The organism is Bartonella queenslandensis AUST/NH15, assembly GCF_000312585.1.
GTDB classification, from domain to species: Bacteria; Pseudomonadota; Alphaproteobacteria; order Rhizobiales; family Rhizobiaceae; genus Bartonella; species Bartonella queenslandensis_A.
Window position 1 is genome coordinate 24,371 of the sequence record NZ_HE997981.1, and the last position, 20,773, is coordinate 45,143.

At 49.7% G+C, this 20,773-nt stretch carries 26 protein-coding genes; 3 read left to right on the plus strand and 23 right to left on the minus strand.

All coding sequences use genetic code 11. From position 1 onward, the window contains the following. The 13 genes from BN338_RS12010 to BN338_RS01810 all read right to left on the minus strand — a co-directional run. Positions 1–303 (minus strand): hypothetical protein (locus BN338_RS12010; protein ID WP_039758457.1); only part of this gene is annotated, 303 nt, incomplete at its 3' end. Positions 304–489: 186 nt separating this feature from the next. Beyond that, positions 490–1,047, minus strand: coding sequence for a hypothetical protein (locus tag BN338_RS01755; RefSeq protein WP_051018471.1), 558 nt, complete (start codon positions 1,045–1,047; stop codon positions 490–492). Further along, positions 1,047–1,991: a phage tail tube protein gene (locus BN338_RS01760; protein ID WP_039758459.1), complete on the minus strand. Its 945-nt coding sequence runs from the start codon at positions 1,989–1,991 to the stop codon at positions 1,047–1,049. Before BN338_RS01760 ends, BN338_RS01755 begins: the two co-directional genes overlap by 1 nt. A 21-nt stretch (positions 1,992–2,012) precedes the next feature. Beyond that, entirely contained in the window at positions 2,013–2,447 is a 435-nt protein-coding gene (locus BN338_RS01765) for a hypothetical protein (RefSeq protein ID WP_039758462.1), read from the minus strand. A 2-nt stretch (positions 2,448–2,449) separates the two neighbouring features. Beyond that, a complete protein-coding gene (locus BN338_RS01770; protein ID WP_039758464.1) occupies positions 2,450–3,100 on the minus strand; it encodes a DUF6441 family protein in 651 nt (216 codons plus the stop codon). Next, complete coding sequence (locus BN338_RS01775) at positions 3,079–3,399, minus strand: head-tail joining protein (RefSeq protein WP_039758466.1); 321 nt, start codon at positions 3,397–3,399, stop codon at positions 3,079–3,081. Before BN338_RS01775 ends, BN338_RS01770 begins: the two co-directional genes overlap by 22 nt. Beyond that, the gene (locus BN338_RS01780) at positions 3,396–3,731 is read right to left on the minus strand and encodes a hypothetical protein (protein ID WP_039758467.1); all 336 of its coding nucleotides are present in this window, start codon (positions 3,729–3,731) and stop codon (positions 3,396–3,398) included. The genes BN338_RS01775 and BN338_RS01780 overlap by 4 nt, the downstream gene beginning before the upstream one ends. 13 nt (positions 3,732–3,744) lie before the next feature. Next, the gene (locus tag BN338_RS01785; RefSeq protein WP_039758469.1) at positions 3,745–4,779 is read right to left on the minus strand and encodes a major capsid protein; all 1,035 of its coding nucleotides are present in this window, start codon (positions 4,777–4,779) and stop codon (positions 3,745–3,747) included. A gap of 2 nt (positions 4,780–4,781) precedes the next feature. Continuing rightward, positions 4,782–5,180 (minus strand): head decoration protein, encoded by a 399-nt coding sequence (locus tag BN338_RS01790; RefSeq protein ID WP_051018473.1) that lies wholly within the window; start codon positions 5,178–5,180, stop codon positions 4,782–4,784. An 18-nt stretch (positions 5,181–5,198) separates the two neighbouring features. Continuing rightward, a complete protein-coding gene (locus BN338_RS01795; protein WP_051018474.1) occupies positions 5,199–6,386 on the minus strand; it encodes a S49 family peptidase in 1,188 nt (395 codons plus the stop codon). Then, positions 6,370–7,857, minus strand: coding sequence for a phage portal protein (locus tag BN338_RS01800; RefSeq protein WP_051018475.1), 1,488 nt, complete (start codon positions 7,855–7,857; stop codon positions 6,370–6,372). Before BN338_RS01800 ends, BN338_RS01795 begins: the two co-directional genes overlap by 17 nt. Positions 7,858–7,859: 2 nt before the next feature. Beyond that, positions 7,860–8,087: a gpW family head-tail joining protein gene (gene gpW, locus BN338_RS01805; protein ID WP_039758471.1), complete on the minus strand. Its 228-nt coding sequence runs from the start codon at positions 8,085–8,087 to the stop codon at positions 7,860–7,862. Positions 8,088–8,096: 9 nt separating this feature from the next. Then, on the minus strand, positions 8,097–9,992 hold the full coding sequence (locus tag BN338_RS01810; protein ID WP_083868417.1) for a phage terminase large subunit family protein: 1,896 nt from the start codon (positions 9,990–9,992) through the stop codon (positions 8,097–8,099). 228 nt (positions 9,993–10,220) lie between these two features. On the opposite strand from BN338_RS01810, the gene BN338_RS01815 reads away from it, so the two are divergent. Continuing rightward, positions 10,221–10,439, plus strand: a complete 219-nt coding sequence (locus BN338_RS01815) for a TA system antitoxin ParD family protein (RefSeq protein ID WP_039758475.1) — start codon at positions 10,221–10,223, stop codon at positions 10,437–10,439. Between the two features lie 4 nt (positions 10,440–10,443). Continuing rightward, the gene (locus BN338_RS01820; RefSeq protein WP_039758537.1) at positions 10,444–10,719 is read left to right on the plus strand and encodes a type II toxin-antitoxin system RelE/ParE family toxin; all 276 of its coding nucleotides are present in this window, start codon (positions 10,444–10,446) and stop codon (positions 10,717–10,719) included. Between the two features lie 18 nt (positions 10,720–10,737). Here BN338_RS01820 and BN338_RS01825 read toward each other — a convergent pair whose 3' ends face one another. Then, the gene (locus tag BN338_RS01825) at positions 10,738–11,280 is read right to left on the minus strand and encodes a hypothetical protein (protein WP_039758478.1); all 543 of its coding nucleotides are present in this window, start codon (positions 11,278–11,280) and stop codon (positions 10,738–10,740) included. An 84-nt stretch (positions 11,281–11,364) separates the two neighbouring features. Here BN338_RS01825 and BN338_RS01830 point away from each other — a divergent pair, with 84 nt between their 5' ends. Then, positions 11,365–11,592, plus strand: coding sequence for a DUF3489 domain-containing protein (locus BN338_RS01830; protein WP_051018477.1), 228 nt, complete (start codon positions 11,365–11,367; stop codon positions 11,590–11,592). Positions 11,593–11,626: 34 nt separating this feature from the next. Here the strand turns inward: BN338_RS01830 and BN338_RS01835 are convergent, their stop codons facing one another. The 9 genes from BN338_RS01835 to BN338_RS01875 form a co-directional block, all read right to left on the minus strand. Continuing rightward, complete coding sequence (locus BN338_RS01835; protein ID WP_039758480.1) at positions 11,627–12,898, minus strand: site-specific DNA-methyltransferase; 1,272 nt, start codon at positions 12,896–12,898, stop codon at positions 11,627–11,629. Between the two features lie 249 nt (positions 12,899–13,147). Further along, entirely contained in the window at positions 13,148–13,471 is a 324-nt protein-coding gene (locus BN338_RS01840; protein ID WP_244427590.1) for a DUF6362 family protein, read from the minus strand. 74 nt (positions 13,472–13,545) lie between these two features. Next, positions 13,546–14,037, minus strand: coding sequence for a crossover junction endodeoxyribonuclease RuvC (locus BN338_RS01845; protein WP_039758484.1), 492 nt, complete (start codon positions 14,035–14,037; stop codon positions 13,546–13,548). Between the two features lie 372 nt (positions 14,038–14,409). Beyond that, on the minus strand, positions 14,410–16,593 hold the full coding sequence (locus BN338_RS01850; RefSeq protein ID WP_083868414.1) for an AAA family ATPase: 2,184 nt from the start codon (positions 16,591–16,593) through the stop codon (positions 14,410–14,412). Between the two features lie 2 nt (positions 16,594–16,595). Continuing rightward, positions 16,596–17,348, minus strand: a complete 753-nt coding sequence (locus BN338_RS01855) for a PD-(D/E)XK nuclease family protein (RefSeq protein WP_039758486.1) — start codon at positions 17,346–17,348, stop codon at positions 16,596–16,598. Continuing rightward, on the minus strand, positions 17,348–17,542 hold the full coding sequence (locus BN338_RS01860) for a DUF6511 domain-containing protein (protein ID WP_039758489.1): 195 nt from the start codon (positions 17,540–17,542) through the stop codon (positions 17,348–17,350). Before BN338_RS01860 ends, BN338_RS01855 begins: the two co-directional genes overlap by 1 nt. Then, entirely contained in the window at positions 17,539–19,203 is a 1,665-nt protein-coding gene (locus tag BN338_RS01865; RefSeq protein WP_039758491.1) for a DEAD/DEAH box helicase, read from the minus strand. The genes BN338_RS01860 and BN338_RS01865 overlap by 4 nt, the downstream gene beginning before the upstream one ends. Positions 19,204–19,215: 12 nt before the next feature. Next, positions 19,216–19,773 carry a hypothetical protein gene (locus BN338_RS01870; protein ID WP_039758493.1) on the minus strand — a complete coding sequence of 186 codons (558 nt, stop codon included), beginning with the start codon at positions 19,771–19,773 and terminating at the stop codon, positions 19,216–19,218. An 11-nt stretch (positions 19,774–19,784) separates the two neighbouring features. After that, positions 19,785–20,705, minus strand: a complete 921-nt coding sequence (locus tag BN338_RS01875) for an ATP-binding protein (RefSeq protein ID WP_039758496.1) — start codon at positions 20,703–20,705, stop codon at positions 19,785–19,787. Between the last annotated feature and the right edge of the window lie 68 nt (positions 20,706–20,773).

Here is a 20,773-nt window from a genome sequence, read left to right on the forward strand (position 1 = left end):
TTTTAAACTGGCTGAGAGCTTTTCAAATTCACGGTTGGTGGAAACAATGAAACCAAGCGAACGGCTAATCCCCGAAATACCGGCATAAGCACCCACAAGCGTTGCAGCTTGACGAAAAACCCCGTTTAAAGCGCGTGCTGATGCATCAATTGCTTTAAGGCCTGCGCTGGCCGGACGTGTGGCATGAGTGATCTTGTCAAAAGCTTGCGGACCTTCGCGTCCTAAGCGATTAAACTCACGCCGCACTTCCTCGCCACCAACGGTCGCCAAGCGAATGGATAGTTTTTTAGTTGCTGCCGCCATCCTTGTTGATCTCTTTGAGCGCCAAAAGCGTTCCCATAGCGACTTCTGGCAACAATTCAGCCATGGCTTGCGGTTCATAGCCAAGTGAGCTGCTCAGTTGCAATGCCGTCTCTAAAGGAAAGCCCTCATGGATTTGTGTGACTAATTTGCAGGCGATATCAAAAGCCTGCCAGCCTTCTACTGTTTTTAAGCTGTGCTCATAATAGGGGCATTGTTTGCCGTTTTCGCCTTTTTGCCCCCACGCACAGGCGCGGCCTTGCTCACTGCAACTGTTGCAGTATTTTGGCCCGTCTCCAAAATGCCATTGGATACGAGCCCGCAGGCGTTTTTTTCTGATTCCAACATTTCACGCAGGCCCGTATATTGCTGACGAAATGTTTCCGCAATTACCCAATAGGCAGCAAACAGTTCCTCGATTTTTTCAAGCGTCACGGGCGCTGGCGCATCACACTCAGCTTCACAAATACCTTCCCATTCAATAATGCCGGCACGCGCTAGGCCAAGTGTTAAATATTGTTCCGCTAGGGCTTCGCGCACATTACTGTCTTCAAGATTAGGCAAGTCTGACTGCACCATACCCATATCTTTTTGCGCGCGATAAGCCTCACCAAGGCTTTGTAATTTCTGGTTCATGAAAGCACGCGCCTGATAAAATATAGCACTTGTGCAAGGTCGAACCTTTATGCGCACTTCAAATCCAACGTCAAGCCAATAAGGCTCAGTCGGTAGCGATAATTTAAGCATTAAGTATAATCCTCTACATCATTGGTTAGGGTCACAGTGAGCATTTTTCCAAGCTCTGCATCCTTGGCCCCTTGAAAATCATAAGAGGCTTCAATACCTCCCGGGCCACTAATGCTGCGTTTTGGTTTGGGTAGATAAACTTCATGCGCTGTCATTGTAAGTTTGCTCTCCTCGTCAATCCTATAGGCAAGCTCAATATCGATTGGCGTTCCAGAACGGGCTAAATCCATCAGCGTGTTATCACCATAACGCACAGAGATAGAGCCTGTGAGCGCACTCATGCCAGCGTCAATTGCCTCAACCTTTCCATCATCACGAATGGTCTCAATTTTCTCTAGATTATTGCTGTATGTCAGTGAGGCTGCTGTCACATTGGCGAGCAATGATCCAGCACTTTTGATTGAGCCTTGGAATTGCGAAAAGCGGCTATAAATAGCCTCCATTGGATTGGTTGCACGTGTTTGCTTAGCCGCGACTTCCGCTTGCCCCATAAGGCCCAATGTCACTTGTGCCTCGCCAGATCTCTGAAAATTAAAGGCGCAACTATTGGCACGAACGCCGGTAAAAAGCGGATAATCTGGCACATCAGGCAAGCCAATTTCTAGGCTCAAGCTTGGCAAATTGACTTTGCCCGATGTGAAACTATGCGTATAGGCATTGGTTTCTGTTGTAACTGGCGCTCCCAATAAGGCTTTCAGCCAATAGCCAATATTGCGAAGGTCAACGGGCACAGTGATATCGCCATCAACGTTGATTACATCTTGAAAAGGCGCTGTTGGATCACGCCCTAAACCCAGAACGCTCGATTCAATGAGGCCTTGTTCACTATCCAGAGAGCTTGAAATAAACGGAACCAGATTATAATCACCGGTTAATGGCGGCTCCCCATATGTTTTCTCAAAGCCAAGCAACAGCCTTGCATTCCAGCCATAAGCACGTGCCATATTTGTCTCCTATTTGTTTCGTTAAATGAGCGGGCTTTCCGTCACATATTCCATCGTGACGGGCAATGTAGCCGCTTTAATTGTCGCGCCCCCCTCAATGGGTTCGGTCAAAACTTCAGGGCTCCCAAGGCTTAAAATATCAATGACGCCGCTAAGCGTTCCTGCACTGTTCAATGCAACACCGATCTGCATAAGAAGCTGATCAAACGCGTCATCACGCTGTGCGGTACTGGCCTTTTGCACAAAGACCTCAATTTCAGCGCGGTGTTTGTAAATATAGCGTGGCGGCGACAATAAAATATCAGGCTCACCCGGGTCACCATCCCGTAGTATTACAAGCCCAGTTTTGGGAATTGCAGTGCTCAAAACTTCATTGCGAAGAACACGAATATCGGACAAGCCTTGCTGCAAACATACAAAAAGGCCCTGTAAGGCCCGCTCTCGTTTTGATGTCATCTTCAATCTTTCCATTGTTTAACGATCAGCTCAGGGATACGCCCGTGCCATTTTAGAGCTTCTGGCTCAAAGCGAATAAGCTTTGGCATTTTGACTTGTGGTACCATCCAAAACATCACCACCGAGGCAAGGCCATTGCCGGATTTGAGCGCTGATGAAGAAGCCTTTCTAAACCCACGCAAATCACCAGTTTTACGACTATAGGAAGCACGCATATTTTCAGCAACAAGCAGCGATGGGCCTGTCTTGCGATAAACAAAGCGCAACTTAATGCCGCGTGCTCTTTCAAGATTTGCCGGTGTCACGCGTTTGCCTAAAACGCGTTTGGGCGCATTGGGCGTTGGAATGGCCAACCAAAGCCCGTCGATGCCTTTAATGATTTGACCGTCTTCAAAACCTGCCATGATCTTAGCGGCTTTGGTATAAACCATACCAGCAGCGCTAAGGCTCGCACCGCGCTTTGGGTAAACATCGCCGCGCCATGATTTAGCCAAGCGGCTCCCAAGACCGGCAGCAACCACTTGCGAGCGCAGAGCTGTTTTAAGGCTTATTGTGGCGGTGCTTATCGCACCTGTTACAGCATGTTCCGCTTCCAACAATTCCGCTTTTAAATGCTTTTCCAAATCACCTTTTATAGCTGCCTGCAATCGCATCTTAAAACTTCCATTTTCCAAACCAGATGGTGGATATCGCAGACGGGTCCGCCCTGAACGCGATAGATTGCGCCATCAAGCCTAACCTCATCTCCCGCTTTTGGATTGGTGATGTCTGTCACCCGCACCTCCATCATATGGGTCGGGCTATGAATGTGCGTTTCCCTAAAATCGATGATCTGATCGGGTGATTTCAAAATGATTTTGAGAGGGGTCTCGCAACCGTTAGAGTGATAAATCGCTGCAGCACCTAAACGCTCAAACAGTCGATTGACCGCTTGCTGAAAGCTAGCGATCATAGCTCTTTACCCTGTTGGTAACGTTCCCAAGCCTCGTCACGTTGCTCTTGGCTGACGTCGCGATCAAGTAGATCTTTCAGCGCTTTGACCAAGGGTTTACCGTCTTTACCAAAGCCGCTAGCGTCCAACACAGCAATCGCATCCATAATGCTCAAGATATCTGCATCTCGTTCATTGTTTTCCGGCGTTTTAATCGACATTTCCTGCCCAATCGGCTCGGCAAAACCACGTGCAATTAAAGCATTTGCGTCTGTGTCATCAAGTTTAATTATTGCGCTCGGCTGCACTAGACCATCTGGCGTTTGAAGAGAGATTTTTGCTATAAGCTCCATCGGCGATCTCCTTTTAAGCAACCGTTGCACATAAGGACGCATTGGGGCGATAAGGCACGATAAGCGGCGCAGATTGCAGCAAAAGCCACCGCACCGCCGGATCTTCCTCCAGCCATGATTTTGAAAAATACCGCAAGGCTTTAAACGAAGCCTTTTCGTCCATAATCATGCCGTAGCAACGCGTGCCTTCTAATTGCTCACGGCTGACAAGCACAACTGTAGCGTCAGGCAATAGGTGTCGCAATTGCCCGTCATCATTGATGTAGACGTCATTATAGACATAAAAGTCAAAATCCCCGATAGAACCAACATAGCGTGCTTTCTCCTGTCCTTGACCGCGTATCATAGGGTCGGTTGAAATTGTTGCATTTGTACCGCGACGGATCTCAAGTTGACCGATTACTTGTTTGTTTTTACGAAAATGACGCCATGCTTTTGGGTCCATGATCACATGGCGGGCCACAGCGCCCGATTTTTCTTGGATTAATCCAGCCCAATCTTCCAAATGGTCTAAGGCGGGGGCATCCATATTACTCCATTTCACCGCTCCGGTAAGGGCAAGCGTTAAAGTTGGATCACGTTTAAAATCGACGATTTTTGTTGGATAATCTTCACCGGAAACAGTCACCGTTCCTTTAGTTAAAGCTTCAGCCGCCATCACTTCTTCACGACGTGTGAGATTTTCCAACTGATTGCGCAGTGCGCGGCTGACTGCTGCCTCTAAGCGACGGTTTGCAGGCAATGCGCCACCAATTTTCTCACCAATACTGCGTTTGAGCGGCGTATTCGCATCAAAGCGGCGTTTGTCTTTCACATAAGCAGGCTTGAAGCTTTGCGTCGTAAAACCTTCATTAGCCACAACGCGACCAGCGACAAAAGGCGAGACAAAGGGTGCAAGGCGAGGCTTTGACTGATCAATATCAAAGTGAATCTCCTCAGCTTCTTCGGTTTGAATCGAACCAAAAAATGTGTCGAGCAAAAAGGAGGCTGGCCGCTCCAAATATTCCACGGTGCGATTTAAAACAAATGTAGAAAAAATATCAACCATAATTAAGCTTCCTGGTTATGCCGTAAAAATAAAGTAGAAGGCCCATTGACGCGCCATGAGCTCCACACGCTTGCCGCATCATGGCCTGCACCATAAGTCAGCGAATTGGCGTTAAACTCGCCCGAATGATAAACAACAGCCTTGATATCGCCTTGGGTAGCATCAATGGATTGCGCGAGAATACAGACTGGTTTTGCTGTGCCATCCTCTGCACTCGCATCACTTAGCGTATAAGCGCCAGAGACAGTCACGCGCCCAAGCACAGCGCCGCGCGGATAGGCTTTGCCACCAGTAATGGTTTCGACGCGTTGAACAATCGGAAACTCACCAGCAATCAGATTATCAGGTGTGTAAGATCCTTGATCAGTAAAACCACCGGCATATTTAGAATAAGCATTCATTGTTTTTCCTCCTTTGCATTAATAAGCAGCAAGCCGCTTAGCAACGGACTCTGCCTCGTCGTCTTCATCTTCAAGGCACGCGCTAATTTCAGGATTAGGGATAGCTACCATGGCCGCGTTAAACCCTGACACCTCATCACGAGACGCGGTCTCACAAGGCGCTTTAACCAAAAGCGATACTGCAGCGCTAACACTCATATCGGTTTCAAAGGCTAAATATTGCGCAAGCTCGCCTCTTGCCTTGGCAGCTTCATCAACGAGAATAGCCTGCACACGGCTGCGCTCATCCATTGTTGCTTCTTGCGCAAGGCGAGCCGCTAAATCAGGGTAAGCCTCCTTAAGGCTCTGAATATTATCCATGCTTTTTTCCTTTGAGTTTAGAGGGATAAAATGAGCGGAAGGCTCATCAGCTAAATGACTGCTCATCTCCTGCAAAAGTTTTTCAAATGAGCCGACACGATCAGCGAGCCCTTGGCGCACAGCAGCTTCACCGATCAACACATCGCCGCTGCCATAGTGGTTTTGTACATGGCTCATTGATACGTTGCGGTATTTGGCAACCGCCTCAACAAAAACTTGGGCCATTGCATCAATGCGCTGTTGTAGACGAGCGCGGCCATCATCCGTATCTGGGTCAAGTCGCTTGTACGGGCTTTGTGAAGACACGACTTCCACAACATCTTCGCCCTTATTGCCGCGGTAAACACCAACCATACCAATAGAGCCAAGCGCGCTCGTTTTAGACACAACAATTTCATCTGCAGCAGCTGCAATCCAGTAAGCACCTGAAGCTGCATCACCTGACGCATAGGCAATGATCGGCTTCACTCCGCGGGCCTCATAAATCATGTCGGCAAATTCTGCGCAGCCATTCACTTCACCACCCGGAGAGTCGATGTTTAAGACAATGGCCTGAATATCAGCGTTTTCGACAGCTTGCGTAAAATCTTTAGCCAGCAATTCATAAGAGGAAGCGCCACTGACTTGCGTGAAAAGATTGGCATAACGAAAGAGCGGCCCCACCACAGGTAGGACCGCTATGTTGTCTCTTATTTCAAGGCGATAGCTATTTTGCAGCTCTCTCCCAAGTTTTGCAGCCACGGCTTCCGGCGGCGCATTTTGTCTTGCTGCAATCTCTAAAATTGTCGTTAGCGCTGCAGACGTAATCGCCCAAGGCTCAGCGGTAGCTTTATTCCATAATCTCATCTTCATCATCCTGCTGTTGATGTACCGACAGCGTTGGCATTGCCAGCCCCAATTCTTTCATCTTCGCTTGTTCTCGAGCGCGTTGCTCCAGCACGTCTTCCCAGTCCAATCCTTGAGAGGCGCATTCTTCTTCCAAAGTTGAAAGCCCATTTTCCATGCGGATGCGTGAAGCTTCTGCCTCTTTGACCGGATCAATCCAGCCGCGACCAGGTCCAATCCATTTCGAGCGCGTCCAAGCATGCCGATTTTGATAAAAGTTAGGGGCTTCCACCAATCCCTTGCCAATGGCTTCTTCCAACCACAATTCATAAACGGGGCGCGCCCAATAAGTTGCCAGCCATTGTCTGCGTCCCATAAAAAAGCGCCATGCTTCCATAAGAGCCGCTCGTGCACTGGAATAATTGGTTTTTGAAAAATCCTTCATCAACAATTCAAACGGAATATTGAGCCCAGCACCGATATGACGCAAAATATTCTCAACAAATTGCCCATAGCCGCTATTGGGGCGGCTTGGTGTAAAAGGCGAAATCTTATCACCCGGAAAAACCGGAATAATTGCACCGCCTTGCAGCCGAACCTTCCATTCATTACGTGCGGCAAGATACTCGTCAACACTGCCACCAAACATCTCGCCAATCGCTTCGCTATCGAGCGGCGTTTCCACAAAAGCCGCAATCATCGCATTGACAACCGCGGCTTGGAGCTCGCTACGCTCATAGTGGTCGAGCATTTTGAACAAGGGCATAATGCTGGTTAAAAGCGGCTTACCACGCCTTTGCGCGATCCGCTCATGTGTGTGAAGGTGCAGAACGCGTCGTCGCCCGAAGGCTGTCTCAACCGGCACGCGCTGCCAATCTTGCTCGGCGCTTGCAGAAGAAAAAACATCAGCTGGGTGATGTTTACGAATCCAATAGGCTTTAGGCGCACCGTAAATATCAATCTCAATGCCGCCGCGCAGTGATTGCGTGTCCGGCCTATCCTCTGGATTGCTTAGCCGATCTGGCTCAATCAATTGCAAGGCCGTGGCAAAAGGTCGATCTTTTAACCACAACGGCAGGGCCAATGCCTCACCATTGAGCATAGATGAGCGATAGATTTGCGCCGTTAGCCCTGCAAAAGTCAATGATTTCGCAGCATCACAATCCGTGGTATCCGCCCAGCTTCGCCATAAAGCTTCCACCTGACGTGCCCATATATCAGCCCATGTCTTATCCCGCCCAAGCGTGCGATAATCAGGCTGTGCCGCCAGACGCAATCCCGTGCCGACAACATTATCAGTTAAGGTCTGAAATGCGCCTGAAGCTACGCCATGATTGCGCACAAGGTCCCGTGAGCGTGATACCAAAGTAGCAAGTTCAGGATTTAAATCGCTATCGGCTGAGCCCGTAGAAGGCAGCCATGAAGCCAATTCTCTCGCCGTCATAGAGGCTGCGCGGTGCGCCGTGTCGGATTGGCCATTATGACTGCTCATGTTTAAAACTCCACATAAAGGGCTTTGCGACCAAAACCTCCTTGTTTACGTTTGATCTCAATTTTCAACTGCACGATATATTTTTCTAATTTCGGCGCGTCGACATTCTGGTACGTCACCGCCCCATAGCCGCCAATATTGACGGAAACCTCTTTACTTCCCGTCATCAGCAAGTGATAAGCTGTTTCAGCTTCACTAAGGCGGCTTTTCAATGTGACTAAATCTGTCATTGCGGTTCCTTACAAATACGGATCGTCAGCCATCTGAACAGGTCGCTGTTTCAAGCGCTCGTTCAAAGCCGTTGGTTTCTTTGTTTCTGTTCGCTGAGTTTGAATCTGCGCCGCCGGTACAGCTTTACCCAAAACTTCTTCCAGCTGTAACCAATGGCGTTCAGAAAAACGGTCTAAGCCATAAATACTAGCAGCAGCGCGCGCATAAACGCGGCAATCCAGCGCCTCATTATTGCGCGTTGGATCTTTTTCCCACACCGCACGTGGATAACCGCGATGCACACGAATAATCTGCCGCTCAGCCGTCAGCTGCTTAAAATATTCCTGCCCATATTGCGGAAAGTGACAGCTGCCCGCTGGATAAGCTAGGCCATCTTGTAATTCATCCTCTGATGGCCAATCCAATTTTAGCCAACGATAAAGCTCAACTTTAGCCACTGGTCCGGACACATTCCAAACACGAAGGCCACGCCGACGCCCGCCAACATCCGCTTTTGAAACGCTGAGAATGAGCGCCGTGTCGCGATCTTGGCCTTTGATGGCCACAACAGTGCGTGGTTGGCTGGCCCTTGCGCCACCTGCGCCCCAAACGGCCTGTGGGTGGCCCTTCACCCATGCGTAAACGTCTTGGCTTGCATAGCCGGAGTCAACCGCCATCACACGAATGGGCATAGTGTGGCCAGTTTCATGCGGCCAATCTCTTGCCAAAACCCCTTCTAATCTCTGCCATACCTCACGACGTGCCGTGTCACCATCGAGCACGATATAATCAACCGACCAGCTTTGCTTATCACGCCCCCAAGCGACCACTTCGCATTCAAGCCGGTCCTTCTGCACATCGACGCCTGCTGTCAGAAACAAGCCAGCTTGTGGTACAACGCCCTGAGCGTATGTTTCTCGCCGCGCATAAAGGCGGTCCCAATCGGGTGCTTCATGCTCTTCCTCAAACGGCTCACCCAACACCGTATTAACGAAGCTTTTCATCAATTCGGGATGTTGCTTTGCCTGTTCAAACATGCTTGCTGCATCCGACCAACTAAACCAACCAACGGGGCTATAAAGTGATGAGAGATGATAGCCAACCGTTTGGCCATCACTTTCAGCTGTTACGATCCATTCGCCTTTAGCAAGCATATCTGTTTTGTGATATTCTTCAATCAAAGCTTCACAAGCTTCACATTCATAGCGCACATCTTGCGGCTTGCCTTCAACCCAACGTAATTGCGAAAATCGGAGCGGTTGCTTATGTCCACAATGGGGACACGGCACATGAAAATAACGCTGATCGGAATGCTCAAACTCCCGAGCAATACGCGATACGCCTTTTAAAGTTGGTGTGCTCACAAGGAAAACCTTACGACGCCTTTGAAAGGTCGCACTACGGCGTTCTGCCAATAAAATAGGATCCCCTTCACCCTCAACGTCACCCGGATAGCCATCCACCTCATCCATGAACAAATAGCGTGCAGGCATTGAGCGCAGCCCCACCGCCGAATTAGCACCTGTCATTACCAAAACGCCGCCCGGAAACTCCTTTGACAACACCGTATTGCCGGAATCACGTGAGCGTGCGGGCTTTACCCGTGCTTTCAACTCAAAGCAATCTTCTAAAAGCGGATCAATCCGTTGTTTGGAGTTTCGTTTTGCCATCTCAACTGTCGGCGCAACCGCCATCATTGGCCCGGGAGCCATATGGATGGCATAGCCAATCCAATTATTACCCGCTTCGGTGCCGCCAATTTGCGCACCCTTCATGAACACAACCCGCTGCGCGCGTTGATGCGGCGAGAGCTGATCCATAATCTCACGCAAATAGGGCGTGCGTTCGGTGCGCCAGCGTCCAGGCTCTGCAGCTGACTTTGGCGATAAAAAGCGATATTGGTCCGACCATTGCGAAATACTCATAAAAGCATCAGGCTTTAAGCCATCTGCCCAAGCCTGCTCAACTGTTTGCGATCCCTCAAACAAAGTCCCTAATATCCATTATTTTCAATTTATGTTCGACTCGTTTAAAGATTTTGCTTGCACCTGTGCCGTGGAACAAAAACGCCCTTTAGCTACTTTAAGCATGAAAAGGTTGCTTTTTGCTCCTTTTTGGGTTATTTTAATCACCACAACGATAAGGAAACCATCATGGCTACAAATATTAAACTTTCAGATGAGCTTGTGAGTGAAGCAAAACGCTATGCCGCTGTTTACTCTCGCTCTCTCCCCAAACAAATTGAGTATTGGTCGCGTATTGGCAAAATAGCCGAAGAAAATCCTGATCTTTCCTTTGAATTTATTCAAGCTATTTTGCTTGGAAAACAAGAAAATAAGGATGGCCATGTAACACCATTCGAATTTGGTTGACGCCATGCAGATTTTACAAACCAATAGCTTCAAAAAAGCCGTTAAAAAATTACACGCCAATCAGAAGAGCGACCTAGATCAAGCCGTACGTGACATTATAAGCAACCCAACCCTTGGCGATGCAAAAATAGGTGATCTTGCTGGCGTTTTTGTCTACAAATTTAAAATGGCTAAACAATTAACCCTGCTTGCCTATAGCTATGAAGACCAAACGATTACATTAACCCTCTTAGCTCTTGGCTCTCATGAAAATTTTTACAGAGATCTGAAGCAAAACTAAAACCATAAACCATAAACCTTACAGATTCAGTTTTAATTGCCCTAGCTCTTCCAAATGCTCACGAACATAGCGCTCTAGCGTCACATGTAATAGGTGTGCATCCGTACCAAGTTCGGTGGCCATTTGGCTGGAAATCCGTGCCGGCCATGTTTGCCATGCATCGCGTTCCTGACGCGCCAGCCCAAACACATGCGCAATAGCCTCGTTACGGTCAATCAGCTCATTTTTTAATTGCTGAAGACGCACACGATTGGTTTGCGCCTTTAAAACCTCATTGGCGGTTTTAGCCTGCATATAGGTCGTGCCGCCTGATGTGACGGGTGTGCCATGCTCTTTCAACGTTGCTTCGACCGCTTCCACCGCTGCTGCGGGGACTGGTTTGGTCTTTATCGTCTGCTTTGTTTGCGGCTTGACTGTGTTTGATAACCATTCTCGATCCGCGCGCTCGGCATCAATTGTTCCATCAAGCTCAGCTGTAATCCGCCCCTGCTTTATGGCTTTGCGTACCGCCGTATCACTCACACCGCGTTGCCTTGCATAAGCGCGAATAGATAAGCCCATATCCTTCCCTCTACCATCAAAATTGACTTGATAATGCTGTTTTTTGAAGCATTAATGACTAAAATCAATGAAGGAGTTACCCTTATGCAACAACAACAAAAACAGCCAAAAAAAATAACCAAGCAAATGCAAATCATCACAGTTTTAAGCCGCCATGAAGGCGCTAGCCTTGAAGAGCTTATGGTACTGACCAACTGGCAGCAACACACGATCCGCGGCTTTTTCGCAAGGGTCATCAACAAACTTGAAGGCTTTGCGCTCTCTTCGCAAAAAATAGACAGTGAGCGACGCTATTATCTTAAACAATTATAAGTACATCAGATAAAGCCTCGCAGCTCTCCATTGGCTATGAGGCTTTATCTATTGCGCCTAGGCGCTTTTTTTCTACCGCATCAAAAGCTTCATTTGTATCTGACAAGCATGCCTGCTTTCCGCTCATTTCCTGCCAGCGACGCACAATCACATCCACATATTTGGGGTCTAATTCCAGCAATCGCGCTTGGCGACCTGTATGCTCAGCGGCGATTAAGGTGGAGCCCGAGCCACCAAAAGGATCAAGCACAATATCTTGCGATTTACTTGAGTTTTTAAGCCCACGTATCACAAGATCAACCGGTTTCATGGTCGGGTGCAAATCATTCTTTTGCGGCTTGTTGTAAAACCAAACATCGCCCTGATCGCGTGCGCCGCACCAATAGTGGTCGTTGCCTTCCTTCCAGCCATAAAGAATAGGCTCATATTGGCGTTGATAATCGGCGCGGCCAAGCGTGAATGTGTTCTTGGCCCAGATGATAAAAGTCGACCATTTGCCGCCCGCTTTGCGGAAAGCGCTTTGTAGCGTGTCAAGCTCGCTTGAGCTCATGCAGATGTAGAGAGCGCCTTTGCTATGCTCCAGCATGTTTTTACACGCTACTGTCAAAAAGGCTTCAAAATCATCACCCAAATTGTCATTCATGATCGTACGCCCCGCCTTAGCGCCGCTTTTAGAGCGCAATTTGTCCTTAGCGGTTGCGCCATAGTTCACATTGTAAGGCGGGTCGGTAAAGACCATATCGGCCAAGGCGCCTGCCATCAGCTTTTGTAGGTCGGCTTCAACGGTGGCATCGCCGCAGAGCAAACGGTGCTCGCCCATAATCCAGAGATCGCCTGTGCGACTCACCGGTTGCTCCGGTACTTCTGGAATATTACTATCAAGCGCGACTGTTTCATTATCATCGAAAGATAATAAATCATCCAATTCCACATCGTTGAAGCCTAATAAGTCCAAGTTAAAATCTTCATCAACAAGGCTCTGCAGCTCTAAGCGGAGTAATTCCTCGTCCCAACCAGCATTTTCAGCGATTTTGTTGTCGGCGATCACCAAGGCGCGACGTTGGTTATCAGTCAAATGCTCCAGCATGATGGCTGGTATGGTTGCAAGGCCCAATTTTTGCGCGGCCATAACGCGCCCATGTCCAGCAATGATAACATGATCGCCGCCAACCAGCACCGGATTAACAAATCCAAACTCAGCAATAGAGCCTGCTATTTGCGCAACCTGCGCATCGCTATGGGTGCGAGCATTGCGCGCATAGGGAATGAGCTGCTCGAGCGCAATCTGCTGAACATTAAGATCCATGTTAAACCTTTTTATGTGTTTGTGATGTGCGAACCGGCTGCAAACTGCGAACCAATTTTTGCGCCCTGACGCTAGGCCAATGCCGCGCGCTGCCCGCCCGCATAGGGCAAGGCACGAGGGAGGACCCGCGGCATAGCTTTCAGGAAGAGAGAAGAAAATTTAACAAATCAGCACAGCGCACTGCGGTGATTATAACCCAAAGAGTAGCAAAAAATGTTGTAAATGTCTCACACAAAAGTGTTGCAACACTCATTTTTTTTCTGCATTCAACCGCGCGGCAATTTTGGCCAAGGCAATGTTCCATTTACGCCACGCTGTGCTACGGTCACAGCCAAGGCTGTAGCAAATTTCTTTCCAAGGCAGCCTTGCTGCACGTTGCCAAATCAAGCGGCGCTCTGCCTCAAGCACCCAGCTCACCCACTGTAACGTTTCCTCCATCCGCGAGACCGCCTGTGTCGTTGCCTGCAACCGTAACGGCTGAATCTCACCGTCCGCTATTTCCTCGCGTGAGCGAACAATCTCTGGCCAAGCGTTAAAATAACCGCGTGCTCGGACTGATGGCAGTCTTCGCATGGTTAACATGGCCTCTTCGAACCGATCCGCAACAGCTTTCTCATTCCAGTCCTTCATCCTGATCTCCTTCGCATTTATTGGGTTTGAGGGTGCGCGTGTTGCACACGAGCGTAATGCAGCAGCGCCAGCGCGTCGGCTTCATTGTCGTCTTCCGGGTGATGGCCTAACGTGCGTACAGCAGCCATCACCGCCGCCTTACCGGCATTGCCTTTGCCGGTGATGAATTTCTTGATCGTGCCGACGGGTACACCCCCATAGGGAATGCTCTGCTGCTCACACCACGCTGTGAGTGAGGCTAGAAATCCGCCATAAGCATGGGCCGCATCCACACCCAAATGTCGACGCACTTCCTCGAAATAAACCGCTTCAATGCCGCCACAAACGCTATGGGTCTCGTTGAGCCAGCGTCCAAAGCGCAGGTACCGCATGCCACCCCCTTCAAAGCGACGGGGGCGAAAGTGCGCTGTACCGCTGATGATGCGCCCTTGCTGGTTAGAAATCGCCCAACCTGTTGTGGTGCCAAGATCTAGGCTGAGCAAAACCGGTTGTTGAGTTTTATTGTTCATGAAAGACCTCTTGTGTGATGATGGAAAAGGGCGGATGCTACCCATACCCTCTCTAAAGGGAGAGTAACCCCTTCTGGGGTACTCTCTCCCTTTAGGGAGAGGGTGTTGTTTTCCAAACTGGATTTGTCTCGTAACCGCCCGAAATAAAAAGACTTTTTTCCAGTTTGGGCAGTTTGGATCCAAACTGGATGACCAAAACTGGAATTTTATTAAAAAGCCTCGATAATTGCCTGATATTGCTCTATTTTTAGCGCAATTCCAGTTTGGAAAATAAATCCAGTTTCGGCCCAAACTGGTCCAGTTTGGAAAACAAATTGCCCAGTTTTTGGCGCATAAAAAATTGGCGTTTGAGGACAGTTTGGATACACGCGGTCATGCTTGTTCCTCCTCACTATAAATCCATATGCGAGGGTCTTCGACAGGCAGAACGGCTGCTGTTTGACGGCATTTATAATGGGTTGGATAAACCGCCTGCAACTTCTTTGAAATCTCGCCGGTTAGCGGATCAAAAATCTCTTCGCCCACAGCCAAGCGCATATCTTCAACGCATAAAAAGCCGTATTTAGTGCGCGTAGGACTGTCAAAACCGTATCGTGTCCCGTCTTTAAAAAACTTAACATAGCCTTTTGTGGCAAGCACATCCAAACGCCCACGAATGGTGTCTTTACCGCCAAGTCCTGCGCGGTTTTCAAAAGCTTCGCAAAACTGATTCATCGTATAAACACGACCAGCCATGGCCTCAGCGTGAATGATCTCAAGGATAACATCACGCTTGCGGCGGCGCTCTGCATCTAATTGCTGCCCATAGTCGCGTTTAACAAGCCGCTCTGAGGCATAGTCGCATTCTTGCCAAGCTCCGTTGATCTTATCAATCAGCTTCGTTTGAATGGGTGGGCCATTGCGCAGTTCAAAGAGCAGCTGTCGGTGTGATTGGTTCTCCTCTGGCTGGAACATGATAAGGCCGGTTGTGTAATAGCCACGCAGAGAGCTCGCGCCAGAGAGCGCTTGAAACGGGTCTTCCTCCAGCTGTTTCTTTGGGATTTTGCGCGTGTGGTGAGCAAGGATAATTCCGGCATCAGGATTGACCCGCTCACGCAAAGCATCAAGCCGTTGCTGCAAGAAAAACAGCATGGCCGCATTGTCATTTTCACCGGCATCACTTTCACCGCCATCAAAAACATTTCTGAGCGGATCAACCACGATAATATCAACGCCCAACGCGCCAAAATGATGTCGAATGGCCTCATGCGTTGCTGCCACACCATGCTCATTGAGTAACATTTTAAATTGTGGCGTAATGACGAGATTCTTGCGGATAAAAGGCAGCAGCGCGGCCTCAAAAGCCATATTCTGCAATCGTTCACGTAAGTAGTGGTAGCCAATCTCTGCTTGTAGATAAAAGATCCGCAATGGCCGTGGTGGAGTCATGCCAAGAAAGCGGACCCCCGCCGCCATATGCGCCAGCAGTGAGAGCAGAAAATCGCTCTTACCGACCTTTGGGGCGCCAGCAAACACCATCAGCCCACCCGGCGTTAATACACGTGGTAGAATGAGATCCTGGGGCATAGGGGAGTGATCATCAAGCAAATGCCCAGCCGTAAAGGCGGGGACCGCCGTGACGTTTTCTTGGCGGTTTTTGGGGCGCGATGCAAGAAAGGCACGAACATCCAAGCCTTCTGCAACGGCATCAGCTGCATCCCATTTTTCGGGCTTATCGCTTGGTATTTCTAAGAGGGTGAGAGACGCAACAAGACCTTGCGCCTGCAAATAGCCAGCCACAACTTCCGCGTAGCTGCGTCCTGCGTCGTCATGATCTGGCCAGATCAGTACATGCTTGCCCTTGAGCGGCGTCCAATCTGTTTTATCTAACGGGGCCTTCGCGCCATTCATGGCCGTCGTTGCTGTAATACCATGCTTTATCAGGGCTTCAGCTGCTTTTTCACCTTCAACCAGCACCACATTCTGAGCTTTGCTAAGCCCCGGCTGATGAAACAGCGGCCTTGGCGTTGGCGCTTGGTGTTTTCGCGCCAGCACATCCCAAGGCCGAAATTCCTTGCCATGTGGCGTGTCATAGCGATAGACACAGGCAATGAGCTTGCCATCGCCATCCAGATAGTCCCATTTGACCGTATATGGGCCAAGCACGTCCTCGGGGATATATTTTGCGGGCTTGGCTTGCGGAACAACCACCGACGCAGACACAGTCAAGCCTAGCCAGTCACGAATGCTCTCTATCACTTGCGGGAATTGATGCTTGGCGTCCAGCCCGTGGCACGCCGCCCAAAGAGCGAAAACGTCTCCTCCTTCGCCCGTCGCAAAATCATGCCACATACCGGCCTTAGTCCCGCTAAGCTCAACCTTGAGACTGTCGCCCTTATTGCCTTGAAGATCGCCGATTTCAAAGACACCATGCTTTACACGCCCTGCCGGAAATAGATGCACCAAAACAGACTGCAATCGCGCTAAAAGCTGTTGACGAACGTCATCAACGGAAATGGGAGAGGCATCGGCCGCAACATATTGACTTGGCACATTGTTAAAGTCGCACCAATCCATTCTCATTGCGCACCTTCCCAACAGCGCTTGTTATAAGCGCAGAAGCGGCATTCAAAATGCTCGGGGTCAGCAGTGTGACGTGGCAACAGTTCATGTGCTCGCACAGCTTTTAACACACTCACAGCCCGTTCACTGGTCGTTTGAGCTAAAGCTGCGTCAAAAGGTACAAGCTCAAAATGTAGCTCGGCTGTGTCTTTGTTTATAGCGGTAAAGAGCGCCGGATTTCGACTGATACCTGCAACGCTTCCTTCCATATAGGCCTGATAGAGCGCTATTTGCGCCGCATAAATCGGCTTGGATTTCGCAACGCCGCGCTTGACGGTGTTTTGCCATGATTTGTTATTTAGCGACTTACACTCCCATAACATCGGGAAGGTGAGGCCCAGAGCTTCGGGTGCATTATTGATAATACCGTCGACATGGCCACGAATACGGCCACTTGCTGCCGAAAAGCCAAACTGGCCGCCATTTGATGTTTCGGTAAAAAGCTCAAAACCTGCAAGACGCAGCCATTTTATCGCCAGATCTTCAAACACATGGCCTGCCGCAAAGATCCGCAAGGTTCGCCCAGAAAACTCTTCATCTTTAGGCGCATTGGTATATTCATATTGTAATTTACGGCTACACGTCTCGCCAAGTCGAGAAGCACCAAGGTAGTCACGGTCCGGTTGCGTCTTGCTTTGTGCGCAGAGAGCCTCATCAATCAACTGCGTGAGGCGCTCAGCGAAACGAGGCCGGTGATTAAAATCTAACATTAAAACGGTACCTCATCGCTGCCTTTGGAAAGCTCGTCCATGTAATTCGTCACAACGACTTCGATCAGCGTCAGCACTTGCTCACGGGTGAGATCTTGAAAGGCTTTGTCAGTGCCAATCTCAGCGACATATTCGCCAAGGGGGCGCAGAATTTTACTGATACACACCTGTTCGAAATCAGTCAGATTGCTCATGCTGTAATCCTCCCCGTTTCAATCGCTTGGCGAATGGCTCTATGGTTAAATTGCATGGTCATCAGGGCTGAAGCCTTATAGCGGGTCAGGCTGTAATCATTGCGGTATTGAGCGGGAAGACGATTGAGCTGCTTTTCCGTCGCCGGTTGGTGCAGCCAAGCCTTGGTTTTATGCGCATCGCTCTCGGTCTCGAACAGATTAATCCAGTCATCGGCAGCAGCGAAGCACACAAGACGCTCCCCCGCAGCCAGAAGCTGGACGGGATGACTTTTGCGACCACCAACGGCGTACCAAACACCGTCGCGGTTAAAAACGCCGCCCCAAGCCTCAAAGCCCGCCGCAATAAAATACTGCTCATCACCACGCAAATCGCACCATAAGAAACTCGAGCGTTGAAGGATATCAATTTCGCTCATCTGAAATTGCGCGGTCTGGGTTATTGCAGCCTCGTTGAAGCTCTCCCAAACATGACCGCATAGAGAACATTCTTTGCTCGCGAGCGGCACCTGCGCACCACAGTCAGGGCAGTTTTTATAAGGCGCATCACCTTTAATATGGCAGTCATCAAGCTCGACTTCTTGTTCCAACGAGCCATGCATCAGCGTCGACGTGCCAAAGTCGAGTACAATACAGTCTTTTTTAATGATGCTGGGAAACTCAGCCGGGTCGATGGTGCGCAAGCCGCGCCCAATCATCTGGATCATGGTGGATTTATAAGAGCTTGGGCGCAACAAAACAATGCAGGATGTCGGCGGATGGTCCCAGCCCTCGGTGAGTACAGCAACGTTCACAACGACTTGCACATCACCTTTGCTATAAGCGTCCAGAGTTTGCAAACGCTCTTGCTCGCTCATCTCGCCCCAGATCATTGCCGTGGCGATACCGGCCTGATGAAAGCATAGCATCACATCGCGTGCATGCTTAATCGTTGAGCAAAACACAACCGTTTGTCGATCTCCGGCTTTCTCACGCCAATGCTGAACAACAGCCTCATTAATCGGTCGTGTATTCAGGATATCAGCCACCGCACCCATATCATAATCAAGGGCTGTTTTACGCACTTTGCTGAGCTCTTCCTGAACGCCGACATTCATAACGAATGTGCGCGGCGGCACGAGGTGACCGGAAGCGATCAGCTCTCTCACTGTGATCTGGTCCGCGACATTCGAGAAGATGGGGCGTAAGCCTTTTTTATCGCCACGATTGGGCGTCGCCGTCATGCCCAGCAGCTTCATGTTTGGATTGCGCTGCTGAGCCGCTTCAATTACCCGCATATAGCTGTCGGCGCGAGCGTGATGCGCCTCATCAATGACAAGCGCATCAAGGGGCGGCAGAGATTGTAAGTTGCTCTCACGCGCCAAGGTCTGCACCATGGCAAAGGTAACGTCGCCATTCCAGCTTTTCTTATTAGCGTTAAAGATACTGGTGGAAAGGCCTGGATTAACACGTCTAAACTTCGTTTCATTCTGAAAGGTCAGCTCATCACGATGGGCAAGCACACAAGCGTGTTGAATGTCACGCTCAAACATGCGCCCCAATACGGCGGAAAGCATAATGGTTTTACCAGCTCCCGTTGGCGCAACCGCCAACGTATTGCCATGCATGTAAAGCGCATCAACCGTTTTAGAGACGAGCTCTTTTTGTCTTGGTCGCAATAACATAAGTCCCCCTTATCATTTCGCCCATGAAGGAAGATCGCTGGTGGAACGGGTGGACGGATTACCATTGGGCTGAGCCATCACGGCTGCGTAGTCTTTATGATCGGGTGTGATCGCCAGCTTAATGACGTTTTTATCGTCACCATTTTGGTTTTTCTCAACGTCAATGCGGGCGACGAATTCGATGCCGTCAAGCTCACCAAGCCCATTAATACGACGGGCACTTTGCGCCGTGGGTGAATTATCCTTATCGCTCACGCCGCGGGCTGAATTGAGTATGCCTTTAATGAAAGCTCGGCCAATATTCGCCCAATGGGGTCCTTTCTCACTGTGAAGACCAATCAGGCTCCAGACTTTGCGACGAGCATATTGCCCCTCAAGGATAACAAATTCGCAGTTCAAATAAACAGCACCAGAGGTGTGATTACATGTCGCCCAGCCCCCAAGCCAGCCTTGCGCTGCATCATCATGCCCGCCGGGCTTGATGGTCATGCGTACTTTAGCCAACGTCTTAGCAGGGATGAGGTCAAAACCTTCCTGATCATCTGCGCCATTAAAATCATTCCAATTCATGAGTGAGCTCCTTACGATACGGTATTAGGCTGGGAAGGTTCAGAGGCGCACGCAGGCTCCTCGCGCTCAAGTTCAAAGCGAAGCCGCTCAAGAGCGGGTCTCACTTTGCCTGTAATCTTCTGCATGAGACGGCCAAGATGGGGCTCTTCCATACACTCCAAGCAGCCAGAGCGATCTTTGGCTGGATAGCCAGCATCATTAATTGTGTGGCAAATGAAGGCGCGAAAACTTTTTGCTTGCGCTGGCCGCCCTGAGCCACCCTCAGCGCTGCCTTGTGAGCTTGTGATTTCGGTCATAGTGATGACTTGGTCGACAATACCCGGCAGCTCTAACGCTGTTTTACTGCCTTCGATTTGCGGCTGATAAAAACGGCGATTAAAATCGTCAGTCTTTTCATCCAAAATGCCGACAAACCAGATATTCTTGCCGCGTGTGTGCTGAAGATGCGTCAGCCATGCAATCATTTCTTGGCCATGCAGACCATAAGCGCCGCGTGTATCAGGCTTACCTGTTTTTTCGGAAAATGCCTGCGGCTGCCCCTTGCACCAGTTGAAACACAAACGCCCAGCAACAGTAATGCTGTCGATGAAGATGGTGTCATATTTCTCAAGCGCTTGCGGCGCGCCATATTTGGCAACAACCGCGTCATAATGGGCTTGGCTATAGGGCTGTTCAGCGCGCAAGGCCGGGTTTGGCCCACCAATAAACACCGCAGTATCGCGGCAATCCTGCCATGTGCGCGGACGGATCGTATCACCCTGCCAACCTTCAAGGGCCAGATCACCGGCCTCAAGATCAAAGAAGAGTGTCTTGTCAGCAGGAAGCGTCCACAACAGAGATGTTTTGCCGATACCGCTTTTACCGAAAATGCAGCCTTTGATGCCTTTGGTCTCGCTAAGCCGCTCATCAGCGGATATAATCGGAAGTCTCATTGATCACCTCCCACGCACGCTTTCGAACGCAAAACGCCTTGTAGCCATAAGGTCAGAAGTTCGGTTTT

Coding starts and splice junctions, on each gene's coding strand:
- BN338_RS01865 (WP_039758491.1), bottom strand. CDS start 19,203: ATGTTATTGCGACCAAGACAAAAAGAGCTCGTCTCTAAAACGGTTGAT.
- BN338_RS01860 (WP_039758489.1), bottom strand. CDS start 17,542: ATGAGCAATCTGACTGATTTCGAACAGGTGTGTATCAGTAAAATTCTG.
- BN338_RS01770 (WP_039758464.1), bottom strand. CDS start 3,100: ATGCGATTGCAGGCAGCTATAAAAGGTGATTTGGAAAAGCATTTAAAA.
- BN338_RS01760 (WP_039758459.1), bottom strand. CDS start 1,991: ATGGCACGTGCTTATGGCTGGAATGCAAGGCTGTTGCTTGGCTTTGAG.
- BN338_RS01810 (WP_083868417.1), bottom strand. CDS start 9,992: ATGAGTATTTCGCAATGGTCGGACCAATATCGCTTTTTATCGCCAAAG.
- BN338_RS01785 (WP_039758469.1), bottom strand. CDS start 4,779: ATGGTTGATATTTTTTCTACATTTGTTTTAAATCGCACCGTGGAATAT.
- BN338_RS01815 (WP_039758475.1), top strand. CDS start 10,221: ATGGCTACAAATATTAAACTTTCAGATGAGCTTGTGAGTGAAGCAAAA.
- BN338_RS01755 (WP_051018471.1), bottom strand. CDS start 1,047: ATGCTTAAATTATCGCTACCGACTGAGCCTTATTGGCTTGACGTTGGA.
- BN338_RS01835 (WP_039758480.1), bottom strand. CDS start 12,898: ATGGATCTTAATGTTCAGCAGATTGCGCTCGAGCAGCTCATTCCCTAT.
- BN338_RS01850 (WP_083868414.1), bottom strand. CDS start 16,593: ATGGATTGGTGCGACTTTAACAATGTGCCAAGTCAATATGTTGCGGCC.
- BN338_RS01830 (WP_051018477.1), top strand. CDS start 11,365: ATGCAACAACAACAAAAACAGCCAAAAAAAATAACCAAGCAAATGCAA.
- BN338_RS01875 (WP_039758496.1), bottom strand. CDS start 20,705: ATGAGACTTCCGATTATATCCGCTGATGAGCGGCTTAGCGAGACCAAA.
- BN338_RS01840 (WP_244427590.1), bottom strand. CDS start 13,471: ATGCGAAGACTGCCATCAGTCCGAGCACGCGGTTATTTTAACGCTTGG.
- BN338_RS01825 (WP_039758478.1), bottom strand. CDS start 11,280: ATGGGCTTATCTATTCGCGCTTATGCAAGGCAACGCGGTGTGAGTGAT.
- BN338_RS01855 (WP_039758486.1), bottom strand. CDS start 17,348: ATGTTAGATTTTAATCACCGGCCTCGTTTCGCTGAGCGCCTCACGCAG.
- BN338_RS01800 (WP_051018475.1), bottom strand. CDS start 7,857: ATGAGCAGTCATAATGGCCAATCCGACACGGCGCACCGCGCAGCCTCT.
- BN338_RS01845 (WP_039758484.1), bottom strand. CDS start 14,037: ATGAACAATAAAACTCAACAACCGGTTTTGCTCAGCCTAGATCTTGGC.
- BN338_RS01775 (WP_039758466.1), bottom strand. CDS start 3,399: ATGATCGCTAGCTTTCAGCAAGCGGTCAATCGACTGTTTGAGCGTTTA.
- BN338_RS01795 (WP_051018474.1), bottom strand. CDS start 6,386: ATGAGATTATGGAATAAAGCTACCGCTGAGCCTTGGGCGATTACGTCT.
- BN338_RS01780 (WP_039758467.1), bottom strand. CDS start 3,731: ATGGAGCTTATAGCAAAAATCTCTCTTCAAACGCCAGATGGTCTAGTG.
- BN338_RS01820 (WP_039758537.1), top strand. CDS start 10,444: ATGCAGATTTTACAAACCAATAGCTTCAAAAAAGCCGTTAAAAAATTA.
- BN338_RS01870 (WP_039758493.1), bottom strand. CDS start 19,773: ATGAATTGGAATGATTTTAATGGCGCAGATGATCAGGAAGGTTTTGAC.
- BN338_RS01790 (WP_051018473.1), bottom strand. CDS start 5,180: ATGAATGCTTATTCTAAATATGCCGGTGGTTTTACTGATCAAGGATCT.
- gpW (WP_039758471.1), bottom strand. CDS start 8,087: ATGACAGATTTAGTCACATTGAAAAGCCGCCTTAGTGAAGCTGAAACA.
- BN338_RS01765 (WP_039758462.1), bottom strand. CDS start 2,447: ATGACATCAAAACGAGAGCGGGCCTTACAGGGCCTTTTTGTATGTTTG.